General features: G+C 70.8%; 20 protein-coding genes and 1 pseudogene. 4 read left to right on the top strand and 17 right to left on the bottom strand.

Annotated features, from left to right (window positions below):
* Positions 1–754: 754 nt before the first annotated feature.
* The 3 genes and pseudogenes from ACYVLQ_RS02500 to ACYVLQ_RS02490 form a co-directional block, all read left to right on the top strand.
* Positions 755–1,771 (top strand): annotated as a pseudogene (locus tag ACYVLQ_RS02500) (hypothetical protein); the annotation flags it as partial.
* Between the two features lie 294 nt (positions 1,772–2,065).
* Entirely contained in the window at positions 2,066–2,959 is an 894-nt protein-coding gene (locus tag ACYVLQ_RS02495) for an HAD-IIA family hydrolase (protein WP_460695708.1), read from the top strand.
* A gap of 151 nt (positions 2,960–3,110) precedes the next feature.
* Positions 3,111–3,710 carry a GNAT family N-acetyltransferase gene (locus ACYVLQ_RS02490; RefSeq protein WP_460695707.1) on the top strand — a complete coding sequence of 200 codons (600 nt, stop codon included), beginning with the start codon at positions 3,111–3,113 and terminating at the stop codon, positions 3,708–3,710.
* Positions 3,711–3,739: 29 nt separating this feature from the next.
* Here the strand turns inward: ACYVLQ_RS02490 and ACYVLQ_RS02485 are convergent, their stop codons facing one another.
* The 17 genes from ACYVLQ_RS02485 to ACYVLQ_RS02405 form a co-directional block, all read right to left on the bottom strand.
* On the bottom strand, positions 3,740–4,408 hold the full coding sequence (locus ACYVLQ_RS02485) for a YdcF family protein (RefSeq protein WP_460695706.1): 669 nt from the start codon (positions 4,406–4,408) through the stop codon (positions 3,740–3,742).
* A gap of 247 nt (positions 4,409–4,655) precedes the next feature.
* Positions 4,656–5,771: a hypothetical protein gene (locus ACYVLQ_RS02480; RefSeq protein ID WP_460695705.1), complete on the bottom strand. Its 1,116-nt coding sequence runs from the start codon at positions 5,769–5,771 to the stop codon at positions 4,656–4,658.
* Positions 5,772–5,795: 24 nt separating this feature from the next.
* Positions 5,796–6,410 carry a hypothetical protein gene (locus tag ACYVLQ_RS02475; RefSeq protein WP_460695704.1) on the bottom strand — a complete coding sequence of 205 codons (615 nt, stop codon included), beginning with the start codon at positions 6,408–6,410 and terminating at the stop codon, positions 5,796–5,798.
* The gene (locus tag ACYVLQ_RS02470; RefSeq protein ID WP_460695703.1) at positions 6,407–10,177 is read right to left on the bottom strand and encodes a LamG-like jellyroll fold domain-containing protein; all 3,771 of its coding nucleotides are present in this window, start codon (positions 10,175–10,177) and stop codon (positions 6,407–6,409) included. Before ACYVLQ_RS02470 ends, ACYVLQ_RS02475 begins: the two co-directional genes overlap by 4 nt.
* Positions 10,174–11,472, bottom strand: a complete 1,299-nt coding sequence (locus tag ACYVLQ_RS02465) for a baseplate J/gp47 family protein (protein WP_460695702.1) — start codon at positions 11,470–11,472, stop codon at positions 10,174–10,176. Before ACYVLQ_RS02465 ends, ACYVLQ_RS02470 begins: the two co-directional genes overlap by 4 nt.
* A gap of 1 nt (position 11,473) precedes the next feature.
* The gene (locus ACYVLQ_RS02460; protein ID WP_460695701.1) at positions 11,474–11,854 is read right to left on the bottom strand and encodes a hypothetical protein; all 381 of its coding nucleotides are present in this window, start codon (positions 11,852–11,854) and stop codon (positions 11,474–11,476) included.
* A 43-nt stretch (positions 11,855–11,897) separates the two neighbouring features.
* Positions 11,898–12,230 (bottom strand): hypothetical protein, encoded by a 333-nt coding sequence (locus ACYVLQ_RS02455; protein WP_460695700.1) that lies wholly within the window; start codon positions 12,228–12,230, stop codon positions 11,898–11,900.
* Positions 12,230–13,969 carry a hypothetical protein gene (locus ACYVLQ_RS02450; RefSeq protein ID WP_460695699.1) on the bottom strand — a complete coding sequence of 580 codons (1,740 nt, stop codon included), beginning with the start codon at positions 13,967–13,969 and terminating at the stop codon, positions 12,230–12,232. Before ACYVLQ_RS02450 ends, ACYVLQ_RS02455 begins: the two co-directional genes overlap by 1 nt.
* The gene (locus ACYVLQ_RS02445) at positions 13,957–14,334 is read right to left on the bottom strand and encodes a hypothetical protein (RefSeq protein ID WP_460695698.1); all 378 of its coding nucleotides are present in this window, start codon (positions 14,332–14,334) and stop codon (positions 13,957–13,959) included. The genes ACYVLQ_RS02450 and ACYVLQ_RS02445 overlap by 13 nt, the downstream gene beginning before the upstream one ends.
* On the bottom strand, positions 14,331–14,831 hold the full coding sequence (locus ACYVLQ_RS02440; protein WP_460695697.1) for a hypothetical protein: 501 nt from the start codon (positions 14,829–14,831) through the stop codon (positions 14,331–14,333). The genes ACYVLQ_RS02445 and ACYVLQ_RS02440 overlap by 4 nt, the downstream gene beginning before the upstream one ends.
* Positions 14,828–15,976 carry a polymorphic toxin type 4 domain-containing protein gene (locus ACYVLQ_RS02435; protein ID WP_460695696.1) on the bottom strand — a complete coding sequence of 383 codons (1,149 nt, stop codon included), beginning with the start codon at positions 15,974–15,976 and terminating at the stop codon, positions 14,828–14,830. The genes ACYVLQ_RS02440 and ACYVLQ_RS02435 overlap by 4 nt, the downstream gene beginning before the upstream one ends.
* Complete coding sequence (locus ACYVLQ_RS02430) at positions 15,976–18,870, bottom strand: hypothetical protein (protein ID WP_460695695.1); 2,895 nt, start codon at positions 18,868–18,870, stop codon at positions 15,976–15,978. The genes ACYVLQ_RS02435 and ACYVLQ_RS02430 overlap by 1 nt, the downstream gene beginning before the upstream one ends.
* 32 nt (positions 18,871–18,902) lie before the next feature.
* On the bottom strand, positions 18,903–19,169 hold the full coding sequence (locus ACYVLQ_RS02425; protein ID WP_460695694.1) for a hypothetical protein: 267 nt from the start codon (positions 19,167–19,169) through the stop codon (positions 18,903–18,905).
* A gap of 2 nt (positions 19,170–19,171) precedes the next feature.
* Positions 19,172–19,561, bottom strand: a complete 390-nt coding sequence (locus tag ACYVLQ_RS02420; RefSeq protein WP_460695693.1) for a hypothetical protein — start codon at positions 19,559–19,561, stop codon at positions 19,172–19,174.
* 14 nt (positions 19,562–19,575) lie between these two features.
* Positions 19,576–20,682 (bottom strand): hypothetical protein, encoded by a 1,107-nt coding sequence (locus ACYVLQ_RS02415; RefSeq protein ID WP_460695692.1) that lies wholly within the window; start codon positions 20,680–20,682, stop codon positions 19,576–19,578.
* 17 nt (positions 20,683–20,699) lie between these two features.
* Positions 20,700–21,530, bottom strand: coding sequence for a hypothetical protein (locus ACYVLQ_RS02410; protein WP_460695691.1), 831 nt, complete (start codon positions 21,528–21,530; stop codon positions 20,700–20,702).
* A 114-nt stretch (positions 21,531–21,644) separates the two neighbouring features.
* On the bottom strand, positions 21,645–22,571 hold the full coding sequence (locus ACYVLQ_RS02405) for a LysR substrate-binding domain-containing protein (protein WP_460695690.1): 927 nt from the start codon (positions 22,569–22,571) through the stop codon (positions 21,645–21,647).
* A 234-nt stretch (positions 22,572–22,805) separates the two neighbouring features.
* On the opposite strand from ACYVLQ_RS02405, the gene ACYVLQ_RS02400 reads away from it, so the two are divergent.
* The gene (locus tag ACYVLQ_RS02400; protein WP_460695689.1) at positions 22,806–23,090 is read left to right on the top strand and encodes a UBP-type zinc finger domain-containing protein; all 285 of its coding nucleotides are present in this window, start codon (positions 22,806–22,808) and stop codon (positions 23,088–23,090) included.
* Positions 23,091–23,217: the final 127 nt, after the last annotated feature.

Here is a 23,217-nt window from a genome sequence, read left to right as displayed (position 1 = left end):
AGCCTGCCAGCGCCGATGGTACTGCACTCGACAGGGTGTGGGAGAGTAGGACACCGCCGGAACATACTTCCCGAAAAGGGGGCCCATACCTTGGGTCCCCTTTTCGTCGTTTCGGACCCGGTGCCGCGTGCCGGACGGTTCGTCCGGGCGTGATTGAATTCGAGGAGGCGCACGGCCGCTGACCTCACATCGACGAGCACCTGGGCTGGGCATCGAAGCAGGAGCAGAGAAAGGGATCACCGTGTCGGAGCAGAACGACGGTCGGAAGCCCTTCCGCCGTAGCAGCAGCGGGTCCGGTGATTCCGGGGAGCCCGGGCACGATCGCTCGGACAGTGATTCGGCCGGTGGCGCCCGACGGGGCTTCAAACGTAGCGGCGGCGCCTCTGGCGAGGGCCGACAGGGGCTCGACCGTGGCGAGAGCCGCCGGGGCGATGCCGACCGCGGGGCGGGTGGCGGATTCCACCGCGGGGAAGGCCGTCGCGGCGACAGCGGCCGCGGCGAAGGGGGTTTCCGGCGCGGAGAGGGGCGTCGGGAGGATGCCGGCCGGGGTGGATCGAACCGCGGCGAAGGGCAGCGTGGCGGCGCGGGCCGTGGTGGTTTCGACCGGGGTGAAGGTCGCCGGAGCGATGCCGACCGCGGCGCGGGCCGTGGTGGTTTCGATCGCGGGGCGGGGCGGCGCGGCGATGCGGACCGTGGCGGGTTTCGCCGTGGTGATGCGGACCGTGGCGGGAGTCGTGGTGGCTTCGATCGCGGAGTGCGGCGGAACGATGCCGATCGCGGCGGCTTCGGCCGTGGGTCGGACCGCTCGTACGGTGCGGGTCGCGGGAGCTTCGGCCGTGGTGAGGGCCGCAGTGGTGATGGCGATCGTGGCGAGGGGCGTCGTGAATCGGGCAGCGGTGGTCCGGGCCGAGGCGCGGACTTCTCGCGTTCGCCGGGTGCGGGCCGAGGCGATGACCGGAGCGGGTCCGAACGTGATGCGGATCGCGGATTCGGCAGGGACAGTGGGGTATTCGGCTCGGGTGGTGACTCCGGGCATCGACGCGGGGGCGAGGGTGCGCAGGGGCCGGGTGGCCGGGGGCTCGACCGTCGCGACGCGCGGCCGGACGAACCGGCGCTGCCGGAGGACGCGCAGGCCGCCGATCTGGATTCGGCAGTTCGCCGCGACCTGCTGAGTTTGGACAAGAACAATGCCGAGACGGTGGCCCGGCATCTCGTGATGGCCGCCCGGCTCCTGGACGAGGACCCGGAGCTGGCGTTGGCGCACGCTCGCGCGGCGCGGCAGCGGGCCGGGCGGATCGCGGTGGTCCGCGAAACCGCCGGTGTGATCGCGTATCACGCCGGTGAATGGGCGGAGGCGCTGTCGGAACTGCGGACCGCGCGCCGGATGTCCGGTGGCTCCGGCCTGCTCGCGGTCATGGCCGACTGCGAACGCGGACTGGGCCGTCCGGAACGGGCGATCGAGCTGGGTCGCAGCGACGAGGCACGGCAACTGGCCGGCGACGAGGCCACCGAGCTTCGGATCGTGGTCGCCGGTGCGCGCATGGATCTAGGCCAGTACGACCAGGCCGTGGTCACCCTGCAGACGCCCGACCTGGATCCCGCTCGTACGGGTTCGACCGCGGCGCGACTGTTCTACGCCTACGCGGAGGCCCTGCTGGCCGCAGACCGCGCCGACGAGGCCCTGAAATGGTTCCTGAACGCGGCCTCCGCGGACCTCGACGGCGAAACCGACGCCGAGGAGCGCGCCGACGAACTCGCGGGCGGCGAGGACTACGCCGAGGATGCCGATGACGAACCTGCCGACGACGAAACCGACGCACGCGGTGGCGCCGATGACCCGAATTCCGGTGTGAATTAGCGTCCTGCGCCGAATCCACCGGTAGGTGTGCCCAACCCGGCGATCGAGCGCCTAGGCGACCTGCGCTGCGGCGCGCGTGGTCGACCGATTCGGGTGAAGGGCGGCCGGACGGGACGCTGCCGCGACGGTATGCGATTGTGCAGGTGGGGGACGAGGACGCGGGAACCGGAAGTGGCATCGCTGCGGGTGCCGGAGTAGGTGGAGCTAGTGACGCGGTTGAGGGAGCGGTTCGGGGCGCTGCTGCTGGATCTGGACGGCACGCTGTATCGCGGTCATGACGTGATTCCCGGTGCGCCGGAGGCGCTTTCGGGGTCGACGAGTGCGCAGGCGCTGATGTACGTCACGAACAACGCCAGCCGGTCGGCCGCGACGGTCGCGGGCCACCTGGCCGAATTGGGCTTCGCCGCAACGGAGAACGAGGTCGTGACCAGTGCGCAGGCGGCGGCGCGTGTGCTGGCGGGACGGGTGCGGGCGGGCGCGACCGTGCTGGTCGTCGGCACCGATGATCTGGCGGCGGAGGTCGAGCGGGTCGGTCTGCGCCCGATTCGCCGGTTCGGCGATGTGACGCCCGACGCTGTGGTGCAAGGACATTCGCCGCAGACGGCATGGCCGGATATGGCGGAGGCGGCGTACGCGTTGCGTGCCGGGGCGCTCTGGGTCGCCGCCAACACCGACGCCACGCTGCCCAACGAGCGCGGTCTGGCGCCCGGCAACGGTTCCATGGTCGCCGCCCTGCGCGCGGCCACCGACCTCGAGCCGACCGTGGCGGGCAAGCCGTACGCGCCACTGCTCGAGGATGCCCTGGACCGTGCCGCCACACGCAATGCCCTGGTGGTCGGCGATCGCCTCGACACCGATATCGACGGCGCGCACTGTGTGGGGCTGCCCTCACTGCTGGTTCTCACCGGTGTCAGCACTCTGGCGGACCTCCGCAAGCAGCCCGCCGACCGCCTCCCCACCTACGTCGCCGACTCCCTCGAAGCGCTGAATCATCCATTGGCGCAGTGCGATTCGATCCGGGCGGAGGACGTCGACATCGCCGACCGTCTGGCCGAACTCCTGCACCAGCACCCCGGCCGAGCGATCCCCCTCGCCGGTTAGCACTCATGCTCCCGCATCACATTCGGGGCGAGGCGCGGTAGGGAGCCGTACCTCGAGAGACCCTGGCGGGAGCTTTCGCCGCGGACTGGGACCGGTTTCGGGCGTGGGCCGCATCGGGAGGATAAGGTCGGATCACGGACCGGGAGGCGCGATGGCGGATGTGGAGATACGTGACCTCGGTCGCGACGAACTCGGTGACGCGGTGACGCTGCTCGGGCGGGGGATGCGGGACAATCCGATCGTGGTGCGGGTCTTCGGCTCCGCACCGGTGGCTCGGGAGCGGGCGCTCACCAGGTTCTTCAGGTCCGGGCTGCCGGGTGTGTTCCGGCACGGGGCGGTGGCCGGGGCATTCCGCGACGGGCGGCTCGTCGGGGTGTGCGGAATGGGGCGGCCCCGCAGCCGTCCGCCGGGGCCGATCGAGAAATTCGCCGCGGTGCCGGTGATCGCGCTCAGCTATCCGCCCGCGACGGCGATCCGCATCCTGCGGTGGACGGGTGCGTGGGGTGAGCACGATCTGATCTCACCGCATTGGCATCTCGGCCCGGTCGCCGTCGACACCGCCTCGCGGGGACGGGGCATCGGCGGCGCCATGCTCGAGGAGTTCTGCGGCCGTATGGAATCCGAGCGCGCGATCGCCTACCTCGAGACCGACAAGCCCGAAAACGTCCGCTTCTACACGAAATTCGGATTCGTGGTCGTGGCGCAGGCCGAAGTCCTGGGAGTACCCAACTGGTTCATGCGGCGTGACTAGCGTGCGGGAACGTGTACGGGGTGCGTGCGTCAGTCGGGTGGGTGGGAGCCGCGGCCGAGGCGGGTCATGAGGGCTGCGCCCGCGCGGCGGCGGGCGATGGCCGCGAGTTCGTGGGCAGCGGTCGGGATCTTCAGCCACCACTGTTCGGCGAAGCGATAGTCGGCGGTGGGGGACAGGCGCGCGGCCAGGTCGGGGCGCTGGAGCAGTAGGTAGCGGCGGGCGCGGGCGGCGTGCATCGGATCCGAGGCGATCTTGATGTGGTCGGCGTGCTCGATCAGCGGAATCGCGAATTCGATGTTCTGCCAAGTGCTTTCGGCCTTGGTCTCGGTCACGATACGGGTGACGGGCACGCCGAGCGCCTCGTGCGCATAGCGGGCCATCACCTCCGCCTCCACCCAGTCGCCGTGGACCGCCCCGCCGGTGCAGACCAGGATGCTGTCGCGGCGCGGGTCCCGCGATCGGGCGGCGATGCGGCAGCGCCAGCGCTGCAGCGGATGCGTGCTGCCATCCGGCCGCGCCGGATAGCCCAGCAGCACAACGGCTTCCGTGGCGCCCTCGGGCACCGGTGGCAGACGGGCGTTCGGATACCTGTGCGACGCGCGCCGGTGCAACCACTCGGCGGCGGCGAACAGCATGACCGGGCCGGCCGCCGCGGTGACGGCGGCCGCACGATTCAGACGGCGTCGATCGGCTCGCACCGCCACATTGTGCCAAGTGGCAGCCGCATGGTCCGAGCACGGGGCGGGGTCGCTGTCCTTTACTGCCGCGCAGCGGTCCGGACGTAGTGAGAGGAGACGCGTCCGGGGAGTGCGCGCGTCCTCGGGACACGTTATCGCTGGCTCGCCGTTCCGAGTGTTGCGAGCGGCCGGTCGTCCTATCGCCGCCCGCCCGGACACACTGGTGCAGTGCGGACGGGCGGGCGGCGCGGATCGGTCGGCGGCACCGTCATTGCGGGCAGCCGCAGGGGTCGAGTATTTCGTCGGTGACCGCAAGGGCGTGCACCCGCAGGCCGCCGACCAGGGCGCCCTCCTCGTCGTACTGGCTGATCTGGAAGGTGTGCAGGCCCCCGGCTCCCGTGTCCTCGGCCAGGGTGACGTCCAGCGCCACCGGGACCAGCGTGCCGGGCCGCACCTCCACCTCGGCCTCCTGATCGCCGTATCGAGAGCCTTCGCCGCCGCGGGGGAGCAGGTTGAAGGAGGAGAGTTCGACCTTCTCGGCGCGGCGTTTCGGCGGTCGCAACTCGTAGGTGTTCTCGGAATCGACCAGGATCGGCACCCCGCCGTTGTCCAGCAGGACTCGCTCCAGCGGCTGGCCCGGATTCTCGCAATCGGCATCGATGCGCATCCGGACCAGGTCGTCCAGGTCGAGACCGGCCACGGTGGCGAAGGAGCGCTGCAGCACCTGCTCGCGCACCAGCGTGTCCAGCCCGTCCTCGCCGAGGATCTCGCGCACCGCGAGCGTGTACCGCTGCGGTGTCGCACCGACGTTGGCGACCCGGAACGCGAACTGCATCTTCCCGCCGTTCTGCTGCGCATCCGCGATGGCGATATTGCGTTGCCCCATGTGCTGATACTTGGCGGCATCGAACGGCGTGGCACCGCCCGCCGCGACGAACTCCACGCCTTCGGGAGTCGAGCCGCCGGTGACGAAGCAATTCGCGCCGATGCACCGATGTGGATGGGCCTGCTCCGGAGTCCACTCGATACTGGCGACACCGAAACCGCGCGGCGGGACGGTGAGCTTGCTCTTGTACGGAATCGGCTGCTGGCGAGGGTTGAACGGGTTGGGACTACCCGGGACTCGGCCCTGTTGTGGTTGGAATCCCACCGTCGGATCCGCTACCCACACCTGCACCTGCACGTCCATATGGTTGTTGTCGCTGTGATTGTCGACCCGCACATTGATGGTGTCCTTCTGATTGACGTGCGCCGTACCTCCGCCCGTGGTGAGCCACAGCGACGGACTCGCCCAGAACACGGTGCCCTGAGGGACGGGTCGGGTGTTGCCATCGTCGTCCGCGGCATATTTGATGTAGACGTCTCCGGGATCGGGTGTTGGCATGGTGATACTCCTTCTTGTGTCGAATTACTGTGGGACGTAGGTGATCTGGAAGAGCTGGAGGGCGACCGGATCGTTCGCCCCGGCGTTGATGACATCGCCGATGAGGTAATAGATGAATGCCTTGTTGTCCACGGTGGCGCGTTGCGCGTCGGCGGCCGCGGTCTGATCGAAGCCTCCGGCCGTCGCGGGCGCCGTGATGTCGGCTATCGACTCCGGGGCGGCCGCTCCGGAGAGCGATTGCCGGAACAGGCCGGCGCCGACGGTGCCGGTGGCTCGCTTCGTCCCGACGAGCCGCATCGATTGAATGAGCGCCCCTTGCGGCAGGGTGACATTGATCAGTCCACCGGCCTGGGTCGCGCCGACCGGTTTGCTGGCCGCGCCCGGATCCAGCGACCACCCGCCGCTGCTCAGCGGCGCCAGGATCGGCGCCAGCGTCAGTGTGACGGGCTTCGGCGGCGGCTTGTGGCCGAGCGTGTCCAGGGTGTCGCTGATGGCCTTGACCACCGCCGCGAGTGCGACGAAATCGGTTTCTATGTTGTGGAATCGGACGTTGAAGCCGTCGTCGCCGGCGGCTTGCACCAGGCTCTGGTTGTCGATCCAATCCTTGTGCGCGAAACGGGGAGTGAAGCTGACGCTCATGACGGTCTCCTGAGATTGCCTGCGGGGAAACGGGTTCCGCCGGGGCGGAATGGCGGGTAGGTGTAGGCGGGGTCGACATCCTGCAGCCCGGCCCCGCGCAGTTCGAGGACGTGGGCGCGCAGCACCCGGGTGTCGATCTCCACGCCGATCGGATGCAGTTCGTGCAGGACGTTCATCACCAGGTCGTACTGGTCCTTGCGCAATACCACCGGTTCGGTGAGCGCGGGGGAGAGCCGGATCGCTGCCGTGTAGGGCTGGTTGTGGTCGCGCCAGACGTAACCGGCCTCCACCAGCAACGGCCCGGGCGACCGCGCGATCAGGTCGACGTCCGGCGCGGTGGTGCTCGACACCTGCCCGGCGGCGTCGCCGACGGTGTGCACCGTCCAGGTCAGCCGTTCGCCGTGCCCGGTGCCCAGCGGCCAGACGGTCGCCAGCGCCCGCGGGTGGGCGAGGTCGAGGACCGCGATATTGTCCCCGCCGCCGTCGACGGCCTGGTCGACGATGTACAGCCGCGCGGCATCCGCCAGCAGGGCGACCGGGGTGCGGCCGGTGCGCACCGGATCGGCCGCCGCGGTGCCGTCCGGCAGTCGCGGCCGGATCGTTCCCTCGGCCCGGTCGGCGACGAAAACCCTGGTGCCGTCCGGGATTACGGCGATCGGGCCGGGCGCCGCGCCGACATCGGCGAGCTTCGCCGGATCCGGCGGGACTACGACCGTCCGGGTGCCGGTGTCGATCACCACGAGCTGCGGCGGCGCGGTCACCGTGACGTATGCGCGACTGGCGGAGACCGCGATGCCACCGGCCGGGCCGGGCAGCGTGATCGATGCCGCGACCGTGTTCGTCGCGGTGTCGAGCACCTGCACGACCGGGGCGCCGGCACACGCCACCCACACCGCCGCGCCGCCCGGCTGCACGGCCAGCGCCACCGGCTTGCTGCCGGTCGCGACGGTCGCCTGCACCGCCAGCGTCGAATCGTTCAGTACGGTCAGGCGATTCGTGCCCTGCGCGGCCACGTAGAGCCGGGGCGCGGTCGGATGGTGCGCGACGGCCGCGGGTTGTCCCGGAATCGCCGCCGTCCGCCCGGACGGCAGCGCGGTCACGGTTCCGGCCCGATCGGCGGTGTACACAGTGGCCGAGGCGGGGTCCGCGGCGATCGAGACCGGGCCGAACCCGGTCTTCAGCACCCGGGTCACGGTGCCGTCGGCGGCCAGGACCGACACCGTGCCGGTTCCCGAATTCGCCACGCACACAGTCGTTCCGGACAGCACGGCCGCCGCCGGAAGCGCTCGCGGCAGCACCGACAGCGGAATCGCCGCCCCCTCGGTCGCCGTGTCGGGGCCGGTGATCACCACCGGGTCGCCGGATCGGGCGGCCACCCGCACTGCGGTCCCGGTGTTGCGGACGTAGTCGAATCCGACGGCGTGCGCCAGCGCCGCGAGCCGTCCGACGGTCACCGGCGACGTCCCGGGCTCGACGGTCGCCGCGCGTCCGACGGTCTCGAGCCCGGCCCCCGCGGGATTCCACGCGGCGGTGAGGGCGGGCGTCCCGGTGGCGGCCGTCGCCAGCGCGGTGAACAGGGCCGCCGTCGCCGGTTGCAGCCGGTGCCCGGCGATATCGACGAGGTAGGCCGGATCGGCGAATCCGTCGTCGGGCGTGCCCGCGACCGATTCGCCGACGCCGCGGCGGCCGTCCGCGGCGATCGAATCGCCGGACGCGAGCGCATCGAGGCCGATGCGCAGTGTCGTGGTGGCGCTGAAGGCCCGCGCCCCCTTGTTCACCTGCGCCTCGACCGTGACCGTGCCGGTGTGCCTGGCGGTCAGCCGCGCCTGCGGGCTGTCGGGCGTGGTGATCAGCTCGGCGCGTCCGGCGCCGGTATGGACGATCGTCCACCGGCAGCGCGCACCCGGCGGCGGCGCCGGGTCGACCCGCACCGAGATCGTCTGCGACTCGACGAGTTCGGTGCTGTCACAAACTATTTCGATGGTCTCGAGGCTGCGCACCGAGACCTGCACCGCCCGCCGATCGGCGCGGTTGCGAACCCAGGAGAATCCGGCGCGATGGGCGAGCACGGCCAGCTGGTCCGGCGGCACCGTCGGATGCGACAGCAGCAGGGTGCGCCCGACGGCCCGCAGGTCCGCGGCGGCGGGATCGTATCCGGCGTCCACGCGCAGGCGGGCGGGCGCCAGGTCCAGCAGGGCACGCAGGCTGCGGCGGGTGCCGACGCGCATGCGCGTGGCCCCGGCGGCGAAATCGGCGCGGGCATCGCCGCCGTCGGCCAGCAGCGCCGGATCGAACCGGTCGTCGTCGGCGACGGTCCCGCACACCTGCGCCTCGGTGCTGCGCCGCCGCCCCAGATCGTCGATGCTGCCGTCGGGCCGGATCGTCGCGGGCAGCACCCGCACCGGATGCCGCCCGGCGGCGAGGGTGCTGGTGACGTCGTCGACCACGAGCGGCTTCTCCACCCCCTGTACGGGCCCGGCGACGGCATTGACGGCCTCGGACAGGGCGCCCGGTGTGGGCAGGATCCACCGCTGAAATATGGTGAGCCGCTTGCGATATCCGGCGTCGCTCTCCCCGAGCACCGGGTGGAAGCCGGTGCGCGCGGCCCGCGAGTACCGCAATTCGTCCACGGCTCCGGTGAATCCGCCCACGGTGAGCGGTGCGGCGCTGGTCAGCACCCCCGGCGGTGCGCCCGCCACGGCCCGCACGGCGCCGTCCAGCAGCAGCCGCGCCTGTCCGGCGGTGCGGTCGAGGACCAGCGCGACGTGATGGAACCGTGCGGTCTCGAGATTCACATCCGCGAACAGCGTGACCGTCGCGACGCCGTCGGTGAGGATCGCGCTCACGTCCCGGCCGAACCCGCGGCCGAAGTCGCCGTAGTCGATGGACCAGCCTCGGGAATCGCGTTTGGAGACAACGGTTCCCGGATCAGCGGGCCGCACGAACAGCTCCACCGTGACGTCGGTGACCGGCTCGACCGCGAAATCGGGATGATCGGGGACGGTGACCCGCGCGGCCGGGATGGGCAGTGCGCAGCCGGTGCCGAACCGGCCCGGAACCCCGAGCGTCACGCCGCTGCCGGTGCCGTCGTGACCGGCGCCGCCGTAACGCGCCTGCGCGTCGACGATGCGGGTGGGATCGCCGAAATGGTAGAGCGCCACCGTGTCCGCCTCGAAGGCGTAGGGCAGCGGAGGGAAGCGCGGCACGCCCAGATCGGAACCGATCAGGTCGAGGGTGTACCCACCGGCGACGGGCAGCCGGGTGCCGATGTGCACGCGCCGTGCGTGGCCGGCCAGCGCGTCGCGTTCGGCGCCGACGACCCACAGCAGCTTCGCCAGGTTGCCCAGCAGCGCGGTGACCTCCCAATCCCGGTAGTCGCCACCGCCGCTGACGGCCACGGTGCGCAGGCGGGTTCGGATGCCGTCGTCCGCGCCGAGCGGGACGAGCAGGGAGGTGCAGGCGGGGGTGCCCGCGAGGACCCGCACCGCGGTCGCGCCGCTGCGGGGCGGCGCGCCGGGGACGAGTACCTCGTAGCCGATGGTCACCACCGTGTCGGCGGTGACGTCGGTGCGGGCGCGTAGCAGATAGCGGGGATCGGGATCGGTGCCGAATCGGGCGATGTGTTCGCGGAAGTCGTAGGCGGCGAAGGTATTCGGCGTCGCGAACCGGAGGGTGAGCCGGTCGGCGCCCGCGGCGAACGGCGTGGTCAGGTTGGCGGCCATCCGGTCGACGGCGGCGACGGGCAGCGCGGGCAGCGGGGCGGTCACCGGTCCACCACCTGCAGGTCGATCAGCGGGCTGTCGGGTTCGAAGAGGGCGATCTCGGTCGCGCCGATCGGCAGGTTCTCGCCGGGTCCGGACTCGATCGGCCCGGCTTGGAAGGGCACCGGTCCGAAGGTGATCCGCCCGAACTCGGGCGGGAATCGGCGCAGGTGCAGGTTCTGCACGTCGACCACCCCGGGCAGTTCGGTGATCTCCCGCATGACCTGGGAGAACAGCACGTCCCCGCCGAGCTTCAGCGCCCCGATGGACTGCGACAACCTCCGGGTGCAGGCCGCGATCAGCGCGAGCGCGTCCAGCCCGGGCGCGATCGACACCGTCGCACGCAGGCCGACCCGAATATGGTTGGCCTGCACGATATTCGGATGTATGCCGACCGGCCGGACGCGGTCGACCGCGGCGGCGACCCGGTCGAAGATGCCCGGTATCGCGCCGGTGGTGCGCCAGGGCCACGCGGGTTCGTGCGCGACCACGACGTCGAAGAAGTACGGCTCCCCGATCCGCCGCTGCGCGCTGAACAGTCGTTGCGCGAAGGCGAAGATGCCGAAGTAGCTCTGCGCCACGTCGACCCCGCCGAGCGGATCCGACAGCGCCACATCGAGGACGCCGGGCACATCCAGCACCTCGCTGCGCACGCTGTCCGGGGTCCACAGCGTGCGCGGCCGGGCGATGAGTCGGGCTCGCAGCGTCTCGTCGGACTCCTGCAGCTCGCCGCCGGTGAACGCGCGTGCGTTCGTGACCGTCACGGTGGCGGGCGGGGTGACGGTGAGGTACAGCTGTGCGTATACCGGATCGATCCCGGTGACCGCGCCCGGCGCCACATTGCCCGCCGGGCCCGCCGAGAATGCCTGGACCGCAACGGTCGCGGTGGGTGCGGCGGCGGTGAGCGTGACCGCGGCGGTGGTGTGGAAGCTCTGCGTGCCCGCGATCACCACCGTCCCCTCGGGCAGCACGTAGCTGCGGGCGGGTTGCCCGTTCGCGAGGGTGAAGGCGACCTCGCCGGTGGCGAACCTGTGCCGCCGCGTCACGCCCAGGTCCTCGCCGAGCCGATCGAGGTCGGAACCGATCGCGGTGGAGGCGAATCGGCTGTAGTAGGTGTCCTCCAGCGAGCGCCACAGCAGCGCGTCCTGATCGGCGGCGACCTGGAGGATCTTGGTCAGCGCGCTGGTCGGCGCCAGGTCGACCTCGCCGAACACCTGCCGGGCGCGAGCGGCGGCCTCGGTGAGGATCGTGTCGATGTCCTTCGGAACGAATCCGTGTGCGGTGACTCCGTATTCGGGCATCTCAACTCCCGAGGGTGATCGGGACGGTGGCGTCGGCCCCGTCGGCGGTGGTCAGCTCCACGGTGGCCGCCCAGGTCCGGTGGTCGGTGGAGTCGAGGGTGACCCGATGGATCTCGCGGATCCGGCGGTCGGTGCCGATCGCGCGAATGAGGTTGAGCCGCACCAGCTCCGCGATCTCGCGCGCGTTACCGGTGGCGCCGAACACCGTGGCGGCGTCGAAGCCGTACCCGGTGTTGTAGCGATCGCTGCCCAGCGGCGTGAGCACCCGCAGCACCAGGTCCTGCACCAGCGCGGGCAGGCCCGTCACCAATGCCGGTGCGCCGCAGTCGAAGTCGAGGTCGCCGTCGGTGATCCGTAGGCCGGTGCCGAAATCCGTCGTCATCGCGTGCTCTCCTGCGTGGCCGGGACGTTCGTGGCTGGGGCGTTCATGACTCGACCACCACCGTCTGGCCCGCCGCGACGACCGAGAACGTCCCCGGGGGCACGCCGTTGGTGACGCCGACGGCGGTGTCGAGCAGGACCGGGACGCCACCGATGGCGGTGAGTGGCGAGGCACCCCGCACGACCGACACGGTGAGCGTGCAGGGCACGGCGGGTGGCGGCTGCCCGCAGCCGGTGATCGGGGCGCCGATCAGATCCGGCAGCACCAGCACCGCCGATCCGCCTGCGGTGCACAGCGATCGGCTGGGGATCGGGTGCACGGCGCCGCCGTGCGAGCAGATCACCGTCGCGTTCGCGGTGAGCGGGTGGCCGGGCATCACGCACCGCCTTGCTGTAGGGAGATAGAAGTGCCCGACAGCTCGATTCGGCCGTCCGGATGCAATGTGAGAGAGGCCTTCCCGGCGCTCAGCGTGATCGGGCCGGTCTTGGTGGAGACCGAGACGGCGCCCGTGGCGGCGCCGATGGCGACCTCGGTCCCGGTCTCGTGCTCGATCTCGAAGACGCCGGATCCCGGTGGGGTCGGGCGCTTCCCGACCGACGGCAGGGTGCCCTTCCCGACCGAGATCCGCAGGCCCATCGCCTGCAGCACCCGGTGGCCGCCCGCGTCGGTGAGATCGTTGACGCCCGCGCCGGTCGGCAGCCCGTCGCCGCCGAGCCGGGTCGGCAGGCACAGCCACCAGTCGCCGCGCTGGTTGTCGGGCGGGCGGTGCGGTTGCTGCTCCGACCACAGGTATCCGGCCACCACGGCGTCGTTGACCTGGGAGCGATTGTGCGCCAACAGGGCTCGCATGCCCGGATACACCGGGACCATGAGCCCGACGTTGTGCCAGGCGAACGGGCTGGCGACCGGCTTGTCGTGCAGCAACGGTGTGCGGTCCACGGCGGCCCGCACGCTGGCCGCGCCCAGCGGGTCGGCCTCGCGCTGACCGTAATGCAGTGTCGCACGGTGCTTTCCGGGTTCGTAGGTCTCGACCTCGCCGACGTCGACGGCGGGGCGGTCGGCGACCACGTTGGCGGTCAGCTCACTCATCCGCTGCGCCAGTCCCCGCGCGCCGTCGGCGCGGCCCTGGGGCTTGCCCGGATCGGCGGAGAGCAGGTCGACGACGCAGGTGTAGCCGGTGTCGCTGCCGAACCGATGGCGGACCTGTTCGATGCGCAGGGTGCCGGGGATGGCGTTGGCCGAATCCGCGGGGCGGTAGGTCGCCCGCTGTCCCGGGCGCAGCGCCGGGTCGCCCAGCACGGTGAGCTTGTGCTGGTTCTGCGGCTCGGGTCCCGGTGTGCTGCCGCCGAGCAGTGCCGCCGCGGCGGCGGCCAGTCCGGACGCCGCCTCCTTCGCGGGCGGTGCGGGCTGTTCGACCTGGCGCTGCCGCCGGACCACCGAGACGACGTTGTCGCGGTCGGTGAAGGTGGCGCCGGGTTGCGCGCCGACCGAATCGCCCAGGCGGATCGCGCCGTCGGCGATCACGACCGGAACCGGCGCGGACCGCTTGTCGTCCGTCGGCGCGGTCAGCTGGCGCAGCGCCTCCATGCAGGTGCGGGCGCGGAGGGTGACATTGCGGCCGGTGGTGAGATCGCTGCCGGGGACCACGCGGACCTTCGCCGTCTTCCCGATCTTTTCCGCCATCGTGGCGAGCCGCACGGATCCGGCCGCGTGATGGTCGAAAGTCGTTGTCAGCAACGCATATCCGGCGGTTTCGAAACCGCGCAGCTCGGTCACCAGCCGCCCCTGGCCGTCGACGCCGCTGGTGATCGTGTGCACCTTGCCGGTCATCGCCGGGGACCGCTGGGTGCGGGGCAGATCGAAGTAGCCGAGGCTCACCTCGATGTCGAGGGCCTTGGCGCGCTGCAGTCCCACCAGGTTGTCCGCGATGGCCGCGGGCAGGTCCAGCAGCTTCACGTCGAACCAGCTCGCGGTGACCCCGGCGGACATGTCCAGGGTGATCTCGGCGTCGGCGATGAACTCGCCGTCGAGCACCCCGTTGGACACCCGCAGCGGCAGCAGCCCGCCCGGCCCGCCGGACGGGAAGACGACCCGATACCAGATCACGAAGCCCATCGGCGCGTCACCCCGATCACGATCTCCGATCCGAATCGGCCGTGGCCGTTGAGGTTTCGCGGGTCCACGCGCATCGTGGTCGCGACGAGACCGAGTTCCGCGGCCGCGTACTCCAGGCCGGGCACCAGTTTGCGGCGGAAGATCTGCTCGGCGACGGGCTCGTCGCGCTGCACCGTGAGCACCAGATAGGCGCCCGGCAGCGGCAATTCCAGCACCCCGGCGGACAGCAGCGCCTCGTCGAGCACCGTCACCTGCAGGGTGACCGTGTATCCGATGTCGTCCACGACCAGCCGGAACGCCTGCGGAAAACCCTCGTCGGGCGCTACCGGCAACCGGCGGTAGGAGTAGGCGAAAGTCGTACTCACAGCGGCGCTCCCGGGGGACGGGGGACCGGGCCGGGCGCCGGCGGCGAACCGGCGGCGGCGGTCCCGGCGGCCAGCGCCAGGTCGGCGGCCTCGCTGGCGAGGGCCAGCACGCTGGAGCGCGGGACGTACCGCAGCGTCAGGCTCACATCGAGGGCGTCGCGCTTCTGGGTGCTCTGGCTGAACCGCAGATCGGTGATCTGCATGTCCAGGCTGATCGTCATGCCGGTGACCACCGGGATCCCCGAGACCGCCAGCAGGGGCGCGGTCGCGGCCACCAGTACCCGCGACGTCAGCGCCAGCACCTCGAGCGCCTTCTTCAGCAGCAGCCGATTCGGCCCGGGCAGAACCGCCTCTATCGCAATGGTTTTCGTCGTCGGCGCGAGCGCCTGCGAGAAGGCGCTGCCCGCGATCTGCTCGATGCGGTAGCCCTCGCTCAGCGTCAGGCTCTGCACGTACAACAGCGGCACCGGGCCGACGAGGACGGGCGGATGGCTCATCGGGTCCCTCCGGCCGTCGCGGTGCTCACGTGGACATCGGAAACCTTCCCGACGGGCGGCTCTCCCACCGAGAAGTCGACGAAGCCGAATTTCACCGGCGCACCTTCGGATCCGACGATCGAGAACTCGTACTGGGCGTGGGACAGGAACGAACTTCCGCTGCCGCCTTCTAGCGTGCGCACGTGACTGGTTGCCACCGCGCGCAACTCGATCTCCCCGCCCCGGCGGACGGCCTCGTTGCGCAACTCGTCGAGGAATCGCTCCACGCCGCGGTTCTGCCAGATCTGATTGACCTGTTCGGGCGCCAGCATGATGCCCGCGGCCGCCTCGTCGCCCCAGCGCGGACCCCACAGATGCGCCGCCTGCCAATCCGGGACACTGTGCTCGGCACGGAGTCTCGCCCAGAGGGACTCGGTATTGAAATTACGGGCGCTGGCGAGCGGGCCCTGCCGGATGAGCGACGGATGCAACCTCCCGATGATCGCCACCTCGACCCTGTTGTCCCGAGTCAGGTTGTACAGGATGGACCGGATGACGCCGGTGTTGGCGGTGCGTGCGTCGGGGAGCAGCAGGGGAGAACGGCTGCCGACGCGGGGCGGCGCGGGGGCCGCGGGCGGGGTAGGCGCGCCTGGCGCGGGGACGGAAGGCGGTGGCGGTTGCGGCGGTTTCGGCCCCGCCGGTTGCTCGGCCACCGGCGGCTCGGAGAGAGATTCGGCGGTGACCGAGGGTCCGAAACCCTCGACCACCTCGTGCACCCCGTCGCGGCTGACCTTGTGCGACAACGCGTCCAGGCGCCGGTCCAGGTCCTCGAACAACGAATTCAGGTGTGGTGGCGTGAGTTCCGGGGGAAGCGACTCGACGACCCCGCCGGGGTTCTCGAAGAGCTTGTACATCCGCGTGTAGCGGGCCTGCAACTGGATACGCACGTCGTTGATGCCGCGCAGTTCGGTCTCGAACAGGTGCAGCATCGCGCCGGTGACATCGTCGAAGGCGCCGACCACCAGCCGTTCCACCGCCTCCTGCGCGCGCTCGGCGCCGTAGCGGCTCTCGAGATGTTCCCGGAACCGCACCAGCCGTGCGTCTCTCGCGACGACCGCGCGGAGATTCAGCTTGCCCAGGTGGGTTTCGATCAGTGTGCGAGGCATCAGCGTCCCCCCTCGATATCGGTGAGAGTCCGGTTCAGGTCGGGGGTGGGGCCGGTGGCCGCGAGGCGCTGCTCGATGCGGTCCAGCATCGGCTGCATGAGCCGCGCCACGACCACCTGCATCAGCTCCACCTTGACCAGTTCGGTGACCAGTGCGGCGATCAGCTCGCGTTCCAGCGCCTGGATCGTCTGCTCGGCCAGGCCGACCACGACGGTGCGGGCTGCGGTGCGCACCGCGACGGCGGCGCCCTCGGTGGCGGCGGCCGCGCCGAGCTTCATTGCGCCCCGCAGCAACGCGGTCGCCTCCGGGATGAGCGCCAGCGCCGCGCCGAGCGTGGCGGCGAACAGCTCGGTCTCGATCTCGGCGAGACTCAGGAAGGCATCCGGGTCGAGCAGCGACCGGTACAGGTTCTCCCGTTCGGCCGCCTCGTAGGTGTGGTACACGGCCACAACGACATTCACCGCCGCACCCAGCGGCGGGCACAGCACCGAGAGGCCGACCAGGCCCGCCAGCTCGATGAAGCTCAGCAGCTGCTTGCGCCCGTGCTCGGCGCGGAACAGGTAGTCGAGGCCGGAGGCGTAGAGGTCGCTGCCGCCGAACGCGTCCGAGATCGCCTCGTGCGCCTGCAGATGAATGCCGATCAGGGTGTACGGGGTCGCCGCCACGGTCTGCGGGGTGTCGTCGTCCTCGATCGGCACGATGCGGCCGATCCGGAACGCGTACTGCCATTCGGCGGCGACCTTCGTGCGCTGCTCCCTGTTCAGTTCCAGCATCTCGTCGAGCAGGCGGCCCAGTTCGCCCCGCACGCCCCGCTCGGGGTCGGCGAACCGGGCGAGCACCTCCGGCAGGTCGACCAGCTGCTTGATCAGTGGATCGGCAGACTCCAGCAGGGTGCGGCGGATCGCGATCTCGCGGCGCAGGTCGTCCTCCGACCAGCTGCGGCCGAGGCGGTCCACGATCCGCGGCGGTAGCCCGGGCGGCCACAGCATGGGCTCCGCATCGGGCTGGTCCGGCGCGGGTTGCGGCGCGGGCCGCCCCAGTTCGGTCAGTAGATTCGCCCGGGCCGCGTGCCAATCCGCTGGTGCGTCGCGGACATCCGGTGCGGCACTGCCGGATTCGGCTCCGACGCCGCCCGGCAGCAGCAGCGGGCGGTCGTTCCTGCGGGCCTGCAGATGCTCCAGGAGCACGATCAGCTCCTGCTGGCGCCGCAGCCGGGGGAGCAGCACCTGTTCGAACGTGGCCGCGTACGCGCTGAATCGGTCCTCCGCCGGATCGTCGGATCTCGTCCGCCTCGCCTGCAACTGGCGGCGGGAGGAGTCGATGGCGTCCAGCAGCAGCACCTGGCAGGTGGTGCCGAAGAGCTCCACCACCGATTCGGTTGCGGTGGGCGTGAATTCGCGCAGGAACGCCAGGGCCCAGGACGCGGGCTCCGAGTACGAGCGGTTCTTGCAGGCGTGCGCGGGCTCGGCGTACACGCGCAGGATCTCGTTCCGCAGCGACGTGAGATGCGGTGCCGCGGTGGCGAGTTCACTTAGCGCGGGGATCGTCGCGGCGGACCGCACGCGGGTGCCCAGCGCCGTGGCGGCCTCCACGGCGAACCGGCCCGCGTAGTCGCGCACCGGGATCGACAGGATCCGGGCGATCTGTGCCATCGGCTGCCGCAGGCCCGCGGCGTCCTCGCCCAGCGCCGACAGCGGCGGCTCGTCCTCGAAAGGCTCGTCGCCGGACGGGGTGGGGGCGTTCTCGGGCGGCGGGACGCACAGCGGCGGCCGCTTCGCGAGGATGCGGTAGGGCACCACGGGAAACGAGTCGGCGGGATGCATCGACGCCGGTTCCGCGGTGGGGATCAGGAAGGAGCGGTCGTCGACGACGAACTCGAGTAGCCCCCGGGCCGTGGCCGCGCTGGTGGCTGCCTGCTCCGACAGGCGGGCGAGCGTATCGTGTTCGATCTCGGCGAGTTTCGCCGCATCGTTCGCCGTGGTCGCCCGCGCGCGGCGCCGGGTCAGCACATGGTCCAGCTCTGCCCGGATGTGGCGGCGCAGGACCGCCGCGCGGGCGTCGGGGGTCGCGGTATCGCCGACTCCGCGGATGAACAGCACGCCGGTGACCGCGACCGTGACCGGCACGACGCTCATCTCGCCCTCGGCGTTCACGCGGAACTGACGCAGCGCGAAGCCGAAGTCGAACCATCGTCCGGTGGTCTTCTGCTCGGCGGCCGAGGCGATCTCGAATCGCCGGATCCGGAACCCGCCCGGCGTGCGATACAGCAGCCCGGCCGTCATTCCGTCGCGCAGCGCCAACCGGCCCAGCCGGGCCGCCTCGAAGAACTCTTCGGCCCACTGCTTGTCGGACCAGTCCGGGTCCGGCGAGCCGATCGTCTCGAGGAAACCGCCGGTCGACATGTCCGTGACCGGCGTGCGCCGGGCGTGCGCGGGCACCGGCGTGGCGGCGCCGCCGGAGCCGTAGCTGTCGACCAGATAGCCGTCCAGCGGGGACAGATCGCGTGCCGGGTCGTACGGCTCGGCAACGGGTTCGGATATCCGCGGAACCGGCTCGGGGCCAGCCGGATTCGGTGCCGGGCTGCGGTCCTCGGTGTCGGCGACCACGGATTCGAGGGCCGTGTGAATGGCCGATCGCGCGGAGCGGCCCGGATCCGTGCCACTCCATTCGACGGTCACGGTGCCGGCGATCGCGTTGTCCTGGTGCATGATTCGCAGCGCTTGCGCCAGCCGCCGGTGTGCCGCCGCGGCGATCGCGGCGGTCAATCGGTCCGGGTCGACGCGGCCGTGCAGTCTGACCTCGATCGGAATGCGGCAGTGTACCCGCGTCAACGACCCGTTCGGCGCCGCGTCGGGCGGCACCGTTCGGTCGTGCTGCGGCTCGACACTGGCCATACCGTCTCTCCGTCGTTCGTGGGAGCGCCGCGTCAGCCGACGCTGCGCAGGGCGTTGTCCAATTCGGTGAACAGGTGTGCGGCAACGCGATCCAGCTGCTCACCCGCGAGTTCGCCGACGACCTCGATGTGCACCGGGAAGTGGTAGTTGATCGTCCGGCCGTGCGGACCGGCCGCCGACAGCCCGGCGGCACTGCCCGGCGCGGGCTTGATCAGCTCGCCCTCGTGCACCAGCGCGAGACCGGTCCGATCCACCCGGACCTCGTCGGCCGTGCGGTCCGGGCTCTGCGGCGTCTCCATGGCTACTCTGCCCCCGGCGTGAGCGACATGCAGTTGAAGGTCGCCGCGGGCACGCCGTCGATGACCACGTTGCTCGGGTTCGCCGAGGTGATCACGCACCGGGTGAACTTGAGGGCCTTGAACGACCAGTCGGAACCGGCCTTCTCGGTGACCGCGATATCGAATTCCCGGCCGTTGACGGCCAATTCGGTCAGGTCGGCGACCACCGTGCCGATCGCCTGCACCGTCATGGTGAAGGTGAAGGTCTGCGGCTGCCGCACATAGCCGAGGTTGTCGTCACCCACGCTGTGCAGGACCGTGTGCGGGGTGCTGAAGGTCGGCGTGAACTGTGAGATCGGCGAGACCTGCTTGCCGCCGAGTGTGATCTCGAGCCGAGTGTTCCAGTCGGGCATCGCTTTTCGTCTCCTCAGGTGAACTTCAGGGTGATGTCGATGCGATGCACCGCACCGGCGTACTTGACGGTGACCACGAACTCCACCCGGCGGTCGTTGCGCGCGGTCTTGATCGCGGTGTCCTGCGCGGGGGTGAGGGTGGCGGGATCGGCGTCCAGCAGCGGCAGCAGCGGCACCGTGACGTCGTAGCTGTCGATCTCGGCGATCGCGACCAGCGGATTCAGCACCGACTCCAGCTGCAGGACCATGGCGCGCAAACCGGATCGGCTGATCCGCACGCTGCCGATCGCGTTGATCATCCGCGCCTTCAGCTTGAAGGTGACGTCGTCGACCGTGCGCACCACGTCGATGTACTTCTTGTCGTTCTTGTTTCCGGTGTAGCCCTCGCCGAGGTACACGCCGGTGCCCGGAATCAGCGCCGGTGTCGTCAGCCAGTTCACGCCGTTGCCGTTGGGCGGGGAACCGAAGTCCTCGGACCCGTTGATCTTGTTGATCGACGCCGCGGTGAACGGCGGGCTGGTGATCGCGACCTGTTTCAGCAGCATCGACGTCGACGGCGGATATCCGGCGATAGTGCCCGCCACCGCCACGGCGGCGTCCTGGGCGCTGTTGTGCGCGACGTAGACCATGCGCGAGTTGGCGAGCGTGCCGGAGACCACGGCGGGATCGTCGGATCCCTTGGCCAGCATGACGACTCCCATCCGCTCCTTGCCGTCGCCGCCGGTATTGGAGACGCCGACCACGTGCGCGACCAGCTTGCCGATGGGTTTGTCCGCGGCGCCCCCGGCGGCGTCGGCGAGCGGCGTGTTGGCCAGCGCGACGAACTGCACGTCCAGGTTCTCCGCCGCGGTCAGGGCGGCGGCCGGGTCGGTCTTGTAGCGGATTCCCCAGACCCGGCTCGGACCCGGCGTCTGCTGGAAGGCCAGCTGCAGCGCCGTGGTGAGCTCGGATCCGGCGGGCGGACCGAAGACCTCGGCCGCGTTGCTGGGGCTGACCACCTCAGCGGGAGCATCTTCGGTTCCGGCCGAGGCCTTGCCGATCACCACGAGGTTGCCGGTTGCCCGGATGACGGGGGTGAACAGGTCGACGACCGGGTTTACGCGAACGTAGCGCACGGGCATGGTTGTCCTCCAAGGGTTTACGGGGTGTAGACGAAGGCCGCGACGTGCTGTCCGGCGAAGAACTGGGCCAATTTCTCCGGTGTCGTGCCGGGGGGCACCGCGTTGTCGGGGAACAGCGTCGCGGGCACCAGGGCGCCGCGCGGATCCGCGACCCGGTGGTCGCCGCCCGCCGGGGTGTGCGGGATGGCCCGGTCGGCCGCGCGCACCGCGAGGCGGGCGTCGCGCAGCACGGCCGCGATATCGACGGGGTCGCGCGGCAGCAGCGCCAGCCGCAGCGGCAGGCGACGGGTATTCGCCGGATCCGCGGGATCGAACGGCGGGCGCGGCTTGAGCCGCAGGTCCGCCCGCAGATAGGTGCCCGCGCGTTTGAGCTCGTCCACGGTTGTTATCCGGTGGGCGGCCAGGAATGCCGGAAGGTCGAAATACCGGAATTTGGCGGCGAATTCGTCCAGGGTCGAGTAGGCGCCGATATCGCCGAGGGTGACCGAGGCGATCTCGCTCGCGTCGACCTCGAGCACGACGTCGACGGCGAGGTCGACGAGCATGTCCATCCATCGCAGCGCGCCGTTCGCGTCGTTCTCGCTGTACAGATCGGTGCGCGCGTATCCGGGTGAGGTGGTGGTCCAGGTGCCCTTGGTGACCGCGGGGGCGAGAACGGGCTGCTGGCAGCGATAGGACACCACCCGCACGGCGGTGACGTCGTGCACCACCGCGGCGGGAAAATCGTAGGCCGCGGCCAGCAGCGCGCGAATGCGCCGATGGGTCGGATCGCCCGCCGGATGGACGAGTTCGACCAGCGCGGCGGGGTCGGCCAAGGCGACCATCGTCCGATCGACGTATCCACTCATTGCTCCACTACAGCGCGGCGCTGTCGGGCCGGAAACAGGCAATGTGAGCTGAGGTTTTCACGAAAAGTGATCACGGCGGGCAGGGGCGGGGAGCGCACCGCGCGGCGGCCTCGATCAGGCGGGGATTCCCGGTATCCGGGCGTCGGGCGACAGCCAGCGCAGCCGCTGCCCGAGGCGGCGGGCGCAGCAGCGCACCGCGGCGATCGCCGCGGTCTCCGCGCCCGCCCGCCACAGCAGCGACCACGGGTAGCTGGTGGCCGGTTCGACCAGGGGCCGCCAGCGCAGCCCCGAGATGGTCCCGCACGATTCCGGCACGCACAGCAGCGCGCGGTATTCGCGCATCAGCGCCCTCGCCCCGTACACGCTGTGCACGGTGCCCGGATAGGCGCGCGGCGTGAACCCCGCCGCCCGGCACAGCTCTCGCACGAACTGATTGACCTCGGGTGCGCGAATGTCGTCGGCGAACAGCATCGGCTGGTCCGCGAGGTCGGCCACCGCGACCGACGACCTGCCCGCCAGCGCATGGTCGTCGCACATCAGGACGCCCAGCCGATCCTGGCGGATCAGCTCGGAGGCGACCCCGTCCGGGGCGTGCGACACCCGCCCGATCCCGATGTCGAGGCGGCCGTCCAGCAGCATTCGATACTGGTCCGGGACACCGGACTCGACATGGTGGATCGCGGTCAGGAACGGGTGGTGCTCGCGGACCGCCGCCAGCACCAGCGACATCGAGTCGAAGGTGGCGTCGCCGACGCCGACCCGGATGGTCGCGTCGTGGGTCGCGGCGGCGGCCCGGGCGGCCGCGGTCGCCCGATCGATCATCGCCAGGATCCGGCGCGCATCCACCAGCAGCGCCTTCCCGGCGGTGGTGAGCTGCACGTGGTGGGTATTGCGTTCCACCAGCAGCACGGCGAGGTCCCGCTCCAGCCGTCGAATCTGCTGGCTCAGCGCCGATTGCACGATATGTTCCCGAGCCGCCGCCCGACCGAAGTGCAGTTCCTCGGAAAGGGTGACGAAATAGCGCAGCTGTCGTAGCTCCATCGTTCTCGTCCCACCTGCGGTGTCGTGTCGGGGTCGAGTGTCGTCCGGTCCGAGTCTGCTGAATTGAGTACTCGACTACGTGAATTCCACGCCCGCTCGCGCGCCGGGCCTGGATTTATCTCGAATACTGATCGGTTTTGATCGAATCGGGGGTTTCCGCGGGGCTCGGCGCGGGGTTGCAATCGTCACGAGGGACCTTCGGCCCCCCACGGCACTACTCACCCTGGACCTCTGATGCGCACGCCCCACGGAGCACACCCGCAGCGCATGCCGTGCCGCGACGTGCGGCGCATCCGCCCGGTGGTCCCGGCCGCCGACTGCTGTCCCGACTGTCGGCGCGACGGCACGGGCTGGCGCGGCCTGTGGCTCTGCCTGTCCTGCGGCTGGGTCGCCTGCTCCGGCGATTCCCCGGCTCGGCACGCCGAGGCCCACTACCGCGAGACCGACCATCCCATCGCCACCGCGCTGGACGATCCGGACGGATCCCGCTGGTGCTTCGTCCACGGCCGGTACGTGTGAGGAGCGTGTTGTGTTCTGCCACAAGGGCATAGGGGGTGTCGTTGGCCACGGTCCACGCCGGTGGCGAACGGGCCGCCGCGGTCTCCGGGCGAATATTAGGCTCGGCGGCGCTCGAGGTCGTCACCGG

The organism is Nocardia thraciensis (genome assembly GCF_054782435.1).
This window is presented reverse-complemented; position numbering and strand designations above follow the sequence as displayed.